We start from the raw sequence: 16,099 nt of genomic DNA on the forward strand, positions 1-16,099 counted from the left end.
GGCTGCATAACAGCTGTTCCTCCGTAACTTATTTGCCAACCAGTACCGGAATAAGACATATACTTATCGGCAAGTGTATTAGGCGACAAATTAAATAGGGTCTGTCCAGCCACAGGTGATGCCCAATATGTATAATCGAAATTTTTCATCGGAGCAGAATTTCTCTTGTAGATAATACTTCCCGTATTTGTTACATTATTAGTTTGTAGTAAACTGGCATTATTGTCAAATGTTAAAGTACCGCCATTAACATTTACTGCATTAGCAATCGTTAATGTATGACCCGATTGTATCGTAACGGCTCCTGAATTCACAATACAGCTACATCCATTTAAATCTCCGGATGATGTATAATTACCCGCAAAAACAATTATATCATCAGATGTTGGTGGTGTAGCATCTCCTGTTTTTGACCATTTTACACCATCCCAGGTATTAGTTGTTTGCGTAATATTTAAAGGCAGAGAAGGATCAGAAGTACAAGTTCCGTTTGCAACCGTAAATGTATATGTTCCAGGAGCAAGTCCCGAAATTGTGGTAGTTGATCCTGTACCAGTAATCGTCGCTGTTGAAGTACCGGCTCTGTTTAAAGTCCAGCTACCTGTTGGCAAACCTGTTAATACAACACTTCCTGTAGATACTCCACAAGTTGGAGAGGTTATTGTCCCTAAAGATGGAGCATTTAAAGTGTCTACTATAATTGTTCCCGTTTTGGTAACTGTCCCACAACCGCCTGTTAATGTAATAGTATAATTAAAAGTTCCTGAAACTGTCGGAGTTCCGCTAATCGTTACCACATTACCTGACCATGAACCGTTTACTCCAGTTGGCAAACCTGAAAAAGTTGCTCCTGTAGCTAAGGTAGTTGAATACGTAATATTAGTTATTGCGGTATTAATACATTTTGTTTGCGAATCTGTTCCTACTGCAGAACTTAAAGTTATTGTATTAGCAGCTGCAATATTTATTGTCCAAATATTTGCTGAACTAGTGTATGTTGTATTACAGCTTCCATCCTTAGCCTGACGACGATAATAAGTCGTTTGCGTTAACGTTTGGGTAGGTTTATAAGTTGCTGTATTATTACTAACCGTAGTTACTCCTGTCGCAAAAGTATTATCTGTACTATATTGCCATTGATAAGTGATAGCAGTATCTCCTCCGCTTGCGGCTATAGTGCTTCCTATAGTTGCTGTTGGAATTGTATTACTACAAATTGTCTCTCCTGTAGCAGATATAGTTCCCGATGTAAATAAAGCCCTAACCGTAATTGTACCTGTAGCATTTGCAGTACCACAACTACCCCCTGTTAATGGAATAGTATAATTAAAAGTTCCCGAAACTGTCGGAGTTCCGCTAATGGTTAAGGTATTTGATGCAAAAGAGGCAGTTACTCCGGCAGGTAAATTTGTAGGAGTTCCTATTCCTGTAAAACCACTCGTTGTATGTGTAATCGTAGTCATTACTGTATTAATACAAGGTGTAGGACTTGATGAAGCGGCCGAAATTGAATTACTAACTGTTATTAAAACAGGAGTAGAATATGATGTACACCAAGATCCGAATTGATTTTGTATAACAGCTCTAAAATAAGTATTAACATTTAAAACACCTATTTTAGCAATAGACAAAACATTAGTTGTCTCAGAAATATAGGATACATTGGTTGTAAAAGCTGCATCACTGGCACTTTGCCAATTAGTTATTGCTGTATTTACAGCTGTATATCCGCTTAATGTTAGATTACTTGTAGGTGATGTCCCTGCACAAATAGTTTGGGCAGGAGCAACTGAACCTCCTAAAGGCGCTGTTGTTTGAAAGGTTACTGTATTAGAATTTGCGGTGGTTACATTACACCCGTTTGTTGCTCTTACTCTATAATACAATGCTCCGGCTGGTAAACCACCAGCATAATATCCTGATGGATAATATCCTATATATAGATTGTTATAGTTGGTTACAAAGTTTGTAAAACCACTGTCTGTAGCTATATCTAAATAATAGGCTGTCGCATTAGCTATTGAATTCCAATTTAGTGTTGCACTGCTGCAATCCGGATTTGTCGCTGCTGAAACTGTTGGTGCTGTAGTTGGACTAGCCGTTGTTGCAGAATTCATAGTTGCAGAACTAGCACTTGTGCCACAATTGCTATAGGCGCGGACTCTGTAATAATATGTTGTCCCTGGATTTAATCCTGTTAAGGTATAATTCAAAACATTCCCAACATCTAAATTATTATATCCAGTAACAAATGTTGAAAAACTACTGTTTGTCGATACGTCCAGAAAATATTTTGTTGCATAACTTGTATATGCCCATTGAGCAGTAAATTGAGTACAATCAGGTGAATATGGCGCTGCTGTACCAGGTGCCGATGGGACAGGATCAACAGTAACCCATTGGTAGCTGCCATTCCCGGTTCCACAACCATTTACAGCATTTACCTGAATATTACCATTTTGCCCGGAAGTTCCGGAAGTTACAGTTACACTTGTTGTACCTTGTCCTGCTGTTATTGTCCATCCTGTCGGTACGTACCAGGTATAACTGCTTGCACCACTTACCGCAGCTATTGAATATATTTGACCCGTAACTGAAGGACATTGAGCTGTAGTTCCCGTTATTGCTCCGGGAGTTCCTGGACCTGATGAACTTACATAAACATTTCTGGTAGCTGATACACCTGAACGGGTATAAGTTATTATTGCGGTTCCTGCCGCCACAGCGGTCACAAGACCAGAAGAAGAATTTACCGTAGCAACTGAAGGATTACTGCTCGACCAAGTACCTCCGGATGATGTCGAAGTAAAAGTTGTCGTATTGGTACCATAAGTACAAATATATTGATTCCCTGATAAAATACCTGCTTCATTAATACCTCCATTTGCAACTATTTCTGAAAAAGAAGGTATGCTTCCACTCCCATTACAATTCCCAACAACTGACCCCCCAATATAAATTCTATCAGAAGCACTACAGCCGCCGCCACTGTATATAGCAGAACCTGTTTCAAACACAATAACAGATCCTGAAGCCAATTTTAAATCATTATTAGCTCCTGAAAAATCCAAAGTAGCATTATTCCTTACTATAAGCTGAATCGCACCTAAACATGTAAGATCTAAATTTTGATTCATAATCAAACTCATAGCACTTGTCCCGTCACCAATATATAAAACCCCTCCACATGATGATAATGGTGAAGTTCCGCAAGTAAGAGCAGATGCGTTAGTTGTTGTTGTAATTGAACACGGAGCGATTGCAGGTTCGGGTTTATCAACAGTTATTGTAACCCCACTTGTAATTACTGCATCATCTGCCCCAGTCGGAGCAATACCTCCAAACCAGGAGCTTGTTGCGTTCCAGTTTCCACCAGTACCTGTACTGGTAATCGTGGCACCAAAAATGAAATTTTGGAACAAGCTTATAAATAAAATAAGTAGAATTTTCTTCATATAAAAAATTTTAAATTCTGTCAAGGAATAATATCTAATAATTATTTTTTTTAGCATCCTATATTTTTTTGATAGCAAACAAAATCTAAATTTTAAGATTTTCAATCAATCTGTCTACACAAAAAACCAGGCAATGGATCTGTATTTTTTATTAATTATCCTTAAGTAATAATGTGTAAAATTACTTCTGAAATAATACATATTTATGAAATTTTTGAAGTTTTAGATGAACTGGTATTATAACCGATGAACTGCCTTTTTCCGGATACTAAAACAAAAAAAACTCAGTAATATCTTACTCATAAAAACCTCTTCAAGACACCTGTTTGTAAGTAAATGAGTATGAATAAAAAAAGAAACGTCTGGATAATTTTTAGTTTTGAAAAAGATTTCCTGAATTAAAAAATGAATTTTAACAGGGAAAAGCTTTTGAATTTTTTTAACTTTTCATTTTTTTTCATTTAAAAAATACGGTTGTACCTTTGAGACATATTAACACTCGCACTCGAAAAAATGAAATACACAACTTTACCCAACACCAATATAGAAGTCAGTAAAATTTGCCTTGGTACTATGACCTTCGGTGAACAAAACTCAGAAGCAGAAGGACATCAGCAAATGGATTATGCGCTTGAAAAAGGGGTAAACTTTTTTGACACTGCCGAAATGTATTCCGTTCCTGCCCGGGAAGAAACTTACGGAAGTACAGAAAGAATAATTGGCACCTGGTTTAAAAAAACAGGTAATCGTGACAAAGTTGTTTTAGCTTCAAAAATTGCAGGACCAAATCCAAATTTTACCTATATGCGCGAAAAAGCGGATTTTTCCCCTGCAAGTGTAAAATATGCTTTAGAGAACAGTTTAAAACGACTGCAAACTGACTATATTGATTTATATCAGCTACACTGGCCGGAGCGAAAAACCAATTGTTTTGGACAACGGGGATTTAAAGTTCAGGACGAAATCTGGGAAGATAATTTTCGGGAAGTATTAGAAACTTTTGATGGGCTGATTAAAGAAGGGAAAATAAAACACATTGGCGTTTCAAACGAAAATCCCTGGGGAATGATGCGTTTTCTTGAAGAAAGCAAATATCAGAATCTTCCAAGGATCAAAACCATTCAAAATCCTTATTCATTATTAAACCGACTTTTTGAAGTTGGTTCTGCAGAAGTATCGATGCATGAAAAAGTGGGTTTATTAGCGTATTCTCCTTTAGCATTTGGCGTTTTATCCGGTAAGTTCTTAACCGGTGAACCACTTCCAAACGCGAGAATCAATCTTTTTCCACAATACAAGCGTTACAATAGTGAAGAAAGCACCCAGGCAACCCGTTTGTATCAGGAAATTGCACACAAACATGGTTTAACATTAACAGAATTAGCTTTGGGTTTTGTATTGCAACAGCCATTTTTAACAAGTGCCATCATTGGCGCAACAACAATGGAACAATTAAAAGAAAACATCGCTACAATTGATATCGTGCTTTCAAACGAAATTTTGGCCGAAATTGATGCGGTTCAAACTATTATTCCGGATCCGGCACCATAATTTAGAGTTTTAATGTAACCAAAAAACCAGATAACTTCAAAAGTTATCTGGTTTTTTTTATTTGAAAGAGTTTATAAATTCAAAGTCTGATCTTTAGGATATTTGACTCTGTAACTAATCCTGATTTTCCTGGTTTCATTTGATTTCAATTGCAATTGCCAGGTTAAGATTCCTGTTTCGGCATTTACTTTTGCACTGTCACTTTGCAACAATTCAACCTCAATTTCTTTATTTGTACTCAGCGGATATTGATCTTTTAACAACAATTCTACCGCTTCTTTTTTGTTGTTTCTTATCGTAATATCATAAGTGAAGGTTTGCTCTTTCTTTGAAGATAAAAACTTAGTTCCGGACTTATCAGCCACTTTTTCACGTTTTATAGATACTTTCTTGTCACGTCCCATACTTAAATTCAAAGTATCGCTGGTTTGATTGGGTTCTATAAAAGTTTTTCCCACATACATCCCTTCAAAAATAATATTGGCTTCACCTCTTAATAAATTATATTTACTGTAATCAGCAATTTCTGCAAGCAGGAAAGCTTCATTTTCTGCTTTTGGAACAGCGTAATATTTATACGATGCCGGCAGTTTTATTTCTTTTAGTGATACACTATGTACTTTCCCGTTAGATAAAATATCATAAGGAATATCAATGTCAAAAGAAACATTAAGCTGGTTTTCTTCGACAGTAGTATAATTTGAAACTGAGGATTCCGCCAATACTGGTGCGGCCATAACTTCGGTCTCACTTTTTTTGTATTCCTGATCCACCGCAAGCCCTGCAACCCTCCCCTGAAGTTGATTCATTTTACTTTTTTGGCGATAACCATAATTTGCCTGAACAATATCATTTCTTAAAAACCATGAACTTAACATTGGTGCCTGATTATTTTGATTTGGAAAACCACTTGACAAAGTTAGTTTTACTTTTTTCCAGTCAATTCCTGTATTCTGAACTACCTGTGCTTTATACATCATATTAATTGGAGCGCTCACACTTTCAGTACGTAAATCATAAAATGGAGTCCAGGCTGCATTATTGGTTAAGTATGATATTTCCAATGGAACTGCCCCCGCAACATTATTCATCACCTGAACAATTAATTTTCCCGATGAAGTTTTTTCTTCTTTACTGGTATCAATTTCAAGTTTATCATTTAGTTTTTGAAGTGTTTCATTCAGTTTTTGCTGTTTTTCCGAAAGAGTATTAATTGTATTGGCAATTTCGAGTTGTTTATTTTTGTAATAATCAACCATCTTTATTAATTCGGTTACATTTAAGCCTGAATTAACACCTGAAATCTGTTGATTTTTATCTAAAAGTTCAATAGTTTTTGTTTCTGAATTTATGGTATTATTTACTTTCTGGATTTCCTTCTGAACCAAAACAATACTGTCTCTAACTCTTTTTAATAATGGAGATTTTGTATCCGTTTCATATTCTGAAATATAATTATTAGTAAACTGAACCGAAAGAACTGTTACGTTTGCTGGCGTACCAATCTGAATTGAGCTTTCATTCAGATCAACCGCAACATTTTTTATCACAATTTCACTTGTTCCTAAAGGTAAATTTAAAGATGTCGTTTGCGAAATTTCGGCGGCATTAAAATATACAGTTGCGGCTTTTACTTTGGCTGTTGTAAAAATTGGTTTTTGCGCAAAGGCAAAAGTGCCAATTAACAGTAAAAGCGCTATGGCTTGCTTTTTATTCATCGGTTTGTTTTTAAGATGTTTTTATTATAAAAATATAGATTACAAGTATCAAAAAATGAATTGATTTAATAGTACATGACAAGAATGATTTTCTTTTTAGAAGCATCAATTGTTTTTTCAATTACTTCAAAAAACTTTTCATTGACCATCGGACATCCCAAACTGTTGCAAATTGGTTTTATCTGTTCCTCAAACGGAACGTCAGCATATTTGTGCAGCACTACATTTCTGTCAAAAGCATTACTGTTGGTTTTGTCTAAACCGTATAATTTATAAGCTTTTCCAAATCTTCCTGAATAAGAACCGCCAATTGCATATTTTCCTAACGAACTGGAATTCGAGTTCTTTACATTGCTGAATTGCAGTTTTCCCGGAATTCCTGTTTCTGAACCGGATCCATGACCCACCAAACCTCTGTTGATTAATTTATTGTGTTTTAAGTCGTAAATAAAAAACCGGTTTTTTCCTGATTCTATCCTCATGTCTAAAAAGAAGGCAACATCTGAATTATATTTCGCAGATTTCCCCAAAAATCTTCTGATCTCAGTTATCTCTCTTTTTAATTTCTCCTCATAGGAATATACCGGTTTTGAATTTGTAGTTGTTAACGGCTTTTCTTCATTGTTACGACAGGCAAGACTGACACAAAAAACGCTACTCAAAAACAAGATGAAAATATTCTTTTTCATGTTTTACAGATTGATTTCAGAATCCAGTTTATTTTTCAACAGTATAGCCTTTCACTTTTGCAAAAGCAACAATCGAGCTATTTATTGCATTTCCTAAATCATCCTGTGTTTTTGTTTTTTTGGATTCAGTATCAATGTATTGCTGACGCTTTTTAGCCAGTTCGCTAATTTCTTTCTGAATTGTTTCTCTTTCTTTGGTTTTTTTGGCTACAATTACTTTCAATTCCTCTGCAGATTTATTCTGAAGCTCTTGTGGTAATTCTTCTTTTTTAAGTTTTGAAATTGCCGTAGCATCATCTTTTACTTTATCAACCAGATCCCAACTGTCATTTTTATAAACAGCCTTTGATTTACTCACTGCACGCTCAGCATAATTTGCCGCAGAAACACCTTGTGCATTTCTATCCTGAACTTCCTGATTCATCTTTTTTGCATTTCCTTGTTTTCCGTAGCTAATATAAGTTGTGTTTATTTTTACATTACATTTTGTGATTTCATCATCATAAGGAGTTGCTATGTATCTCACGGATTCGTTTGAATCAATATTAAAATATTTCCCTTTTCCATGATCGGCACCATCTTTCCACAGTATGTTTATACCTTCTGTTTTATCTCCGCAAAAAATAGTATTTACATAAATATCATTTTTCAAGGCATTGCTGATGGCTTCTTTATAATTAATACCTCCCTGGTTAAAATCTTCGTTACCGGCAATGTAAATCAGCTTCATATTATTATTGTCTTTAGCCCATTTTAATTGTTTTGTTGCGTCCTGAATTACTGCTCCACAATATTCGTTACCACCATTGGTACTTAATGAAAACAACTTCTCCGAAATCAAATCTAAATCTGTGGAAAGCGGTGCAATTTGTCTGATATAATTGGATTCTTTTGACAATCCGTCATTTCCATATTCATACAAAGCGATTTCAATATCTGGAGTTTGCCCGGAGTACTTTAAAGTCGTTAATGTATTTACAATATTCCAAAGTCTTGATTTTGCCTGGTCGATTAACCCGTCCATACTACTGGAAGTGTCTAACAGAAGAGCAACCTGTATTTTGGTTTTTTCAGTTGTTAATGATTTTTCGATTTCATTATTCTTTTTTGAATTTGCATTCGAAGAATTACAGCTTACCAATGAGATCACGGTTGCTAAAAGTGCTGAGAAAAAAATATTTGATTTCATAATTTCTGGTTTTTAAATTGTGATTACAGATCAAACTTAAAAACTAAAAACCCTCCTTTTTTGCAGAAATGGTGAAACCGGCTTTTGACTTGGTGAAACAGGTTGTAAAAGGATTTTAAAATACTTTACTTTACATTATTAATCTTCAGCCTGAAAACAAATTGATTCTGGCTGGCTTCAAAGAACTATAATGCGTTTATATTCAGTACTTATTTATTCTTCATTTATATTGTTGTTCTTTCCTTTGGGAATAACAGCACAGGATTCTATTTCTAAAAAGAAAGCTGCTCCGGCCTCAAAAATGAAAGTGGTAACCAAAGATTTAAAAAAAGCATTAGAGGTAAATGATGAAGGACAGATTGGTCAGAATTATGAACGTTTAGCCAATGAATTCCTGAATAATGGAGACAATGCAAAAGCGGAAGAATACTATAAAAAGGCATTAGAAAGTTACACAAAACTAAATCGTGTTGAGGATAAGACCAGAGTAACAAGAAGCTTGGCCAAAACGCAGGAAAATCAAAATAAATTTAAGTCTGCAATTAAAAATTATGAAGTTGCAGGTGCAATTTCCAAGGATGACAGAGAAGAGAAAATCAATTTAAATGATGCCAATCGTGTACGAACGCGGGCTGCTCCCGTAACCCAGGCAGATTACGTCGAATCAAATATTGAACTGCTCAAAAAAGAAAACAAAGCAGAGGAAGTTGCCGCGGCATATGTTCAAAAAGCAGAAAATTCGCTACAGCAAAAAAACAAGGAAGTTGCTATTGAGAGTTATAAAAACGCACTGACTTACGCAAAAGACAAACCGGAAACAGTTATTAAAATCAAAAATGAAATTGCCAAAGTATATGCTTCTGACAACCAAATTGACAAAGCAATTGTTATTAACGAAAAGCTTTTGGCGGAAGCAGAAACAAAACAGGATTTTAATAACCAAATAAAGCAATTACAATCACTGGCGTCACTTTATTTTAAAAAAGAAGAACCTAAAAAAGCACTTTTATCATTAAAGGAAGCATATGATTTAGCATCTGAAAAAGGGAATTCAGCGGAAGTTAAAAAAAGTTTATCCGCTTTGGTAAAATATTATAAATCTGAAGGAAACGAAAAAGAAAGTATGGCGCTTTATGAGCAGTTTTTTCAAAACTTCGACAAATTAATCCAATCCGATACGAGCTTAATTGATGCTAAAACGTTTCAGATAACTGAAGGGAAAATTCGCCAGTTGGAAAAAGAAAAAACACTGAAAGACGAATTAATTTCAAAGAAAAACACGTTCAATTATTTTCTTTTAGGATCCATTTTATTGCTTTTGCTTTTGTTTCTTTTTATTGTGAAAGCACTATATTCCATAAAAACTAAAAATAAGGAAATCGCTTTACAATCGTTACGCCGCGAAATGAATCCGCATTTTATTTTTAATAGTTTAAACAGCGTAAACCAGTTTATTTCTGAAAATAAAGAATTGGAAGCCAACAAATACCTGACTTCCTATTCTAATTTGATGCGGAATATGATGGAGAATTCCAATAAGGATTTCATTATACTGGATAAGGAGATTGAGCAGTTAAAAAAATATTTAGCCTTAGAACATTTACGTTTTGCAGATAAATTTGATTTTGAAATCATTGCCGACAAAGAACTGGATTTAGAAAGTGTATTTATTCCGAATATGATTATTCAGCCACATCTGGAAAATGCAATATGGCACGGTTTGCGTTATCTCGATAAAAAAGGCTTTCTATATCTTAAATTTCAGCTTGTCGACGGAAAAGTAGTAGTTGTTATAGAAGATAACGGAATTGGTTTAACCAAAAGTCAGGAACTCAAAACAAGCAATCAGAAAGTGCATGAATCACGAGGGCTTAATAATACTAAAGAACGTATTGGTTTGCTGAATGAATTGTATAAAAAGAATATTTCTTTCCAGATTAAAGAGAAAACATTGCCGGAATCAGGGACAATAGTCGAAATTGTTTTTCCATTAATTGATAAAATATGATGACGTTTCAGAAGATAAAAAGTGTAATTGTCGAGGATGAATTGGCGGCACGTGAAGTACTCAAGAATTATTTGAGTAAATATTGTCCGCAGGTTGAGGTTGTCGGCGAAGCTCAGAATATAAAAGAAGCTGTTCCGTTGCTGCACGAAATACAGCCACAGTTGGTTTTTCTGGATGTTGAAATGCCCTTCGGAAATGCTTTTGATGTTTTGGAAGCCTGTAAAGATTTGCAATTCGAAACCATATTTGTAACTGCTTTTTCAGAATATTCTTTGAAAGCATTAAATCAAAGTGCAGCCTATTATTTATTGAAACCTATCAGCATCGAAGAATTGATTGTTGCGGTAAACAAAGTGCACCATCAGATCATGAATCATGAAATATTTAACAGGAACAAAATTATTGTAGAAAATTTTCATGAATCCAAACCTGAAAAACAACAAGTTATTTTACCAACTCTTGAAGGATTTGAAGTCGTGAAAATGGAAGAAATTGTTCGTCTTCGGGGCAATGGAAATTTCACCGATTTGTATTTGAATAACGGAGATAAAAAAATGGTCTGCCGGTTTTTAAAACACTTTTCTGAGATTTTACCACTGCCTTTCATACGTGTTCACAAATCCCATATCATTAATCTGAATTGTGTGAAGTCTTATAACAAAGGCGGAATTATCACTTTAAATGATGGAGCCGAAATTGAAATCTCGCCTACTTATAAAGAGGAATTCCTTAAGAATTTTAAATAAATTTTGCTTCGAAGACGCTAAGCCACGAAGTTTTAAACGCAATATTATCATTTCGAGGAACGAGAAATCACACAAGAAATCCCGTGCCTAAAATCGCCAATCTTTGTCGAATCACGAGTGTGATTTCTCGTTCCTCGAAATGACAAACCTATGTCACTTTACGAGCAAAATATCCGTTGTAATTAATTTGTGAAATGTGTTTAAAGATCAAATTCCTCTCCCATAGACAAAGAATCAACCGGAACTGTAGCTGAATCTGGTACTTTAATACGGATTAAAGAACGTGCATTCCCCGAAATATAAACCGGCAATTGCCCAAGCGTATCTTCAGGAACTAAAAGACCGCGGCGAAACATTAAGTTCCTTAAGAATTTTTGATTTTGTAATGCATAATCTTTTAAGTTTCCTTCATCATTAAACTGATACATGAATTTTCGGGGCTTCGGAATAATAGTGGCCAGATATAAACATTCATCCACGCTTAGATCCGATGGCCTTTTCTGGAAATAAAAATGACTTGCTTCTCCAATTCCATACACATTTGGTCCCCATTCAATAATATTAAAATATACTTCCAGCATTCTTTCCTTACTTACCACACGGTTGTTTTCCAAAATATAAACCAACAAAATTTCTTCCAGCTTACGCGAAAGTGTTTTTTCCCGTGTCAGGAAAACATTTTTAATCAATTGCATACTAATCGTACTGGCACCACGAGAGAACTTTTTGGTCCTGATATTCTTTAAAATTGATTGTTTGAAAGCTTCATTGATAAATCCTCTGTGCGAAAAGAAAGAAGGATCTTCAGTCGTAAGCACACATTTTCGCAAATAGGGTGAAATCTGGTCTAAAGGAGTATAATTCGGATTTGCATTTCCAACCAAAACAGGGCGCTGCAATACATTTTGTATAATCGCACGATACACAAATTCGCCGTTTAATTTATTAAGATCTGCTTCTCCGTATTTCGTGATTTTCAGGTCTTCTTTATTTAATTTACTGTCAAAAACCAACTTATTTGGTTTGTTTTTATTGAATTTGAAATCGAGTTTATAATCAAAATTACCCGTAGCTTCCATTCCCTGAAAGTGAGTAAATAAACCGTCAGGCAGAGAAACAATAAAATCCTGGGCTTTCATTTTTGGAATATCAACTTTTAAAGTATAAACCGTATCTGATTCAGTATTATAAGAAACATACGGGTGTACTTTTATTTTATTCAATTGCATTGTTGAAGTACTGTCGATCGAGATAAAATCCTCGCCTAATAAAAAACGATAATCAAAACGCGCATTTTTAATCACGACATCTTTACTGGCAATTTTAGGGTGATTGATTTTTAAATTTGAAATAGAAGTATAACCATCAATATGCAATTCACTTCCATCCTTATCAATGTTTTCTACATTTAATCGGATCGAATCAAAGCTTGCTTTTAAATTATAACGTTCATCCAAATAAGGAACTTTGATAGCGCCGGTATCTAAATTGAAAAAACGAATATCGGCTTTTTTATTTCTTGGGTCGGCAAACCCTTTAATATTCCATCGCTGATCAAAATTCTTGCTCTTAACATGCAAATTTGTTTCCAGTTCTTTATTGTTTAAAACCAACTTATTTATAATGACCAAAGCTGTTTTGCCATTGTCATCAATCTTAAAATTAAGGTTCTCCAACTTCATATCAGTAGGAACTAAATTCAATAATTTTGAAATAATCCGATAAGCAAAATCAGCATATTTCCGTTTTTCATCAGTCTTTTTTTCAGTATCATCCTTTTTTAAAAAGGCATCAAAATTGCGGACTTTCCCCTTTTTAACCAATTGAATATATCCATTATTGATTTTTAAAGTTCCAATCTGAACATCCCCAATCAATAAATTTGATAGACTTATACTGGTTTCAATTTTTTGAATATTGAAAAGTGTGTCGGCATTTTTGGGAACCAAAATTACATTGGTTAGTTTGATACCTGACAATCCGTCAAACGAAGCCGATTTTACAGAAAATGTACTGTTGTATTCGACATTCATTTTATGGGTTACTTTGGCAATCGCCTGTTTTAAAAGTGAATCGCGAAAAGAGTAAAATCCTAAAAAAAGCACTCCTAATACCAGGGCAAGTATTAAAAGTACTTTGAATATTTTTTGTTTTGGAAATTTCATAAAGTAGGTTTATAAAAAATTAACCGAAAAGAATACTGGCTACATCTTCGATTTTAGCCACTAATTCAATTTTGATTCCTGTGTTTTTTAAGGTGATTTTATTGTATTTAGAAACAAATATAGTGTTGAAACCTAATTTTTCGGCTTCCTGAATTCTTTGGTCAACACGATTTACAGGGCGAATTTCACCTGAAAGCCCGACTTCACCGGCAAAACAGAATCCTTTTGTTACCGGAATATCTTCGTTTGAGGATAAAATGGCGGCAACAACCGCTAAGTCTATCGCTGGATCATCAACAGAAATTCCTCCGGTTACATTCAGGAAAACGTCTTTTGCTCCTAAACGAAACCCGGCCCTTTTTTCTAAAACTGCCAAAATCATATTTAATCTTTTAGCATTGTAGCCAGTTGTACTTCGTTGGGGTGTTCCGTAAACTGCTGTGCTTACAAGCGATTGTATTTCGATCATCAGCGGACGCATGCCTTCCATCGTAGTGGCAATCGCAGTTCCGGACATCTCTTCGTCTTTGTGCGAAATTAATATTTCTGAGGGATTGCTTACTTCCCGTAAACCACTTCCCAGCATTTCATAGATTCCGAGTTCTGCAGTTGATCCGAAACGGTTTTTTAACGACCGTAAAATTCGGTAAACATGATTTCTATCTCCTTCAAATTGTAAAACGGTATCTACCATATGCTCCAGAATTTTTGGCCCGGCAATATTTCCGTCTTTCGTAATATGTCCAATTAAAATAACCGGAATATTGGTTTCTTTGGCAAACTTGATCAGTTCGGCAGTAGTTTCCCTGATCTGAGAAATACTTCCGGCTGTCGATTCAATATAATCGGTATGCAAAGTCTGAATCGAATCTATAATTACAATTTCAGGTTCAATAGCTTCAATTTGTTTAAAAATATTCTGTGTTTTAGTTTCAGTCAGAATATAGCAATTGTCACTGTTTGGTGTGATTCTTTCGGCACGCATTTTTATTTGTTTCTGACTTTCTTCGCCGGAAACATAAAGCGTTTTATAGGGTAGTTTTAAAGAGATCTGGAGTAAAAGTGTACTTTTTCCAATTCCCGGTTCTCCTCCCAAAAGCGTTAAGGATCCCGGAACTAATCCTCCCCCAAGAACACGATTTAATTCACCGTCAGTCGTATTCATTCGAATTTCCTGAGCCGAATCGATTTCATTAATTTTTAATGGCCGTGGCGCTTTACTTGTTGAAGTTGGTTCACTTTTCCAGGCGACTTTTTCCTGCTTCTGAATAATTTCTTCTGCAATAGTATTCCATTCTTTGCAAGCATTACATTGCCCCTGCCATTTGGCATATTGGGTTCCGCAATTTTGACAAAAAAAGGAAGTTTTTACTTTCGACATTATTTTTTATTTTTTGCAAGCAGATTCATTTCATCTATTTTTTCATACATCATATCTCTGTTCAAATCGCCAATTGGTACCATTTGTGAAGCATTTTGATATTTTTTTGCTGCTCTTTTCGGATCACCCATTTTTTCATACATCAAACCCATCTCATATTCACCCAACATTGCTGCCGGATAACTCACATTTGCAATTTCAGCCATTTTCCCTAATTCATCATACAGATTATTCTTCAGGATAAGGTTCTCAATTAATTTAAAATCATTCATCCTAACAGGAATCTGAACACCAAAAACAGTCGACATTATATTATATTTATTCTCTAAATAATCCGAATATCCGGATTTCAAAACAGCTATTTTATCTTTATATTCTGCAGAATTAATTGGTTTGTAAACTTCAAAAATTTGATACAGCGCATTTGGAATCGAATGCAAAACTTCTGTGTAATGGGTTGAATTTTTAAATAAATCGTATTTATAATTCACTAACGGATTATTAGCAATTTTAATATTGCTGTCTAATTTTTCTATAGGCTCTTTGATACTTTTAATATCTCCGTCAGCTGCAGATAAATAATAAAAAAACGGTTCTTTTACTTTAGCAAATTTCTCAGGAATACGTATTTCCATTTTTGGCGCAAGCTCAGGGCTTAGACAAATATATCCTTTAAAAAGAGGGTCATCTTTATATAAATAAAAATTAATAAAACTGGCAGTGGTATCATGACCTGCTATCATTCTGAAAGGAGAAGTACGATAATTTTTTTCAACATACGGGATTAACTCAGCTCCTATAAATTCGAAAAACTTAGCGCCTTTTTCATCAGGAAGCCCACTAACCTGTTCGATAGTACAATCTTCATAACGTTCCCCATCTTTATTCTGATGGATTCCAATAATTATCATTTCCGGCAAATCATCCCAATATGCGCCATAACTTACTGCTCCAGAAAAAGCATCAAAAAGATAATCGCCATCCAGCAAATACAAAACTGGGTATTTTTTATTAGGATTTGCTTCATAAGACTCCGGAAGTCCTATGGTTATTCTGCGCTCTTCTCCAAGTTTTTCGGATTTGATGTTGTCGAATTTTTTTTGCGAAAAAGCAGAAATTGAGGTTAAGATAAATAATAAGTAAACTTTTTTCATGATTTGGGAAATTTCAGAGAATTAAAAAGTAATAAAATGTGTA

General features: G+C 34.8%; 10 protein-coding genes. 3 read left to right on the plus strand and 7 right to left on the minus strand.

Going from position 1 to position 16,099, the window contains the following annotated elements:
- Positions 1-3,455: Ig-like domain-containing protein (locus PMI10_RS21690; protein ID WP_162129565.1), on the minus strand; the 3,455-nt coding region annotated here is incomplete at its 3' end.
- Between the two features lie 513 nt (positions 3,456-3,968).
- Between PMI10_RS21690 and PMI10_RS11905 the strand changes: the two genes are divergently transcribed.
- Entirely contained in the window at positions 3,969-5,006 is a 1,038-nt protein-coding gene (locus tag PMI10_RS11905; RefSeq protein ID WP_035631787.1) for an NADP(H)-dependent aldo-keto reductase, read from the plus strand.
- A 71-nt stretch (positions 5,007-5,077) separates the two neighbouring features.
- Here the strand turns inward: PMI10_RS11905 and PMI10_RS11910 are convergent, their stop codons facing one another.
- The 3 genes from PMI10_RS11910 to PMI10_RS11920 all read right to left on the minus strand — a co-directional run bounded on the left by PMI10_RS11910 (position 5,078) and on the right by PMI10_RS11920 (position 8,602).
- Positions 5,078-6,724 carry a DUF4139 domain-containing protein gene (locus PMI10_RS11910; RefSeq protein WP_007808126.1) on the minus strand — a complete coding sequence of 549 codons (1,647 nt, stop codon included), beginning with the start codon at positions 6,722-6,724 and terminating at the stop codon, positions 5,078-5,080.
- 65 nt (positions 6,725-6,789) lie between these two features.
- The gene (locus PMI10_RS11915; protein WP_007808127.1) at positions 6,790-7,413 is read right to left on the minus strand and encodes a murein L,D-transpeptidase catalytic domain-containing protein; all 624 of its coding nucleotides are present in this window, start codon (positions 7,411-7,413) and stop codon (positions 6,790-6,792) included.
- A gap of 28 nt (positions 7,414-7,441) precedes the next feature.
- The gene (locus PMI10_RS11920; protein ID WP_007808136.1) at positions 7,442-8,602 is read right to left on the minus strand and encodes a vWA domain-containing protein; all 1,161 of its coding nucleotides are present in this window, start codon (positions 8,600-8,602) and stop codon (positions 7,442-7,444) included.
- A gap of 190 nt (positions 8,603-8,792) precedes the next feature.
- On the opposite strand from PMI10_RS11920, the gene PMI10_RS11925 reads away from it, so the two are divergent.
- Positions 8,793-10,610, plus strand: coding sequence for a tetratricopeptide repeat-containing sensor histidine kinase (locus tag PMI10_RS11925; RefSeq protein WP_007808144.1), 1,818 nt, complete (start codon positions 8,793-8,795; stop codon positions 10,608-10,610).
- Positions 10,607-11,356 carry a LytR/AlgR family response regulator transcription factor gene (locus PMI10_RS11930; protein ID WP_035631788.1) on the plus strand — a complete coding sequence of 250 codons (750 nt, stop codon included), beginning with the start codon at positions 10,607-10,609 and terminating at the stop codon, positions 11,354-11,356. The genes PMI10_RS11925 and PMI10_RS11930 overlap by 4 nt, the downstream gene beginning before the upstream one ends.
- Before the next feature lie 200 nt (positions 11,357-11,556).
- Here the strand turns inward: PMI10_RS11930 and PMI10_RS11935 are convergent, their stop codons facing one another.
- Genes PMI10_RS11935 through PMI10_RS11945 form a run of 3 tightly spaced genes read right to left on the minus strand, consistent with a single transcriptional unit; the run spans position 11,557 to position 16,056 of the window.
- The gene (locus PMI10_RS11935; RefSeq protein ID WP_007808146.1) at positions 11,557-13,521 is read right to left on the minus strand and encodes a transglycosylase domain-containing protein; all 1,965 of its coding nucleotides are present in this window, start codon (positions 13,519-13,521) and stop codon (positions 11,557-11,559) included.
- A 19-nt stretch (positions 13,522-13,540) separates the two neighbouring features.
- The gene (gene radA, locus PMI10_RS11940; RefSeq protein ID WP_007808147.1) at positions 13,541-14,902 is read right to left on the minus strand and encodes a DNA repair protein RadA; all 1,362 of its coding nucleotides are present in this window, start codon (positions 14,900-14,902) and stop codon (positions 13,541-13,543) included.
- Entirely contained in the window at positions 14,902-16,056 is a 1,155-nt protein-coding gene (locus PMI10_RS11945) for an alpha/beta hydrolase (protein WP_007808148.1), read from the minus strand. Before PMI10_RS11945 ends, radA begins: the two co-directional genes overlap by 1 nt.
- Positions 16,057-16,099: the final 43 nt, after the last annotated feature.

This window comes from Flavobacterium sp. CF136 (assembly GCF_000282055.1).
Classification (GTDB): Bacteria; Bacteroidota; Bacteroidia; order Flavobacteriales; family Flavobacteriaceae; genus Flavobacterium.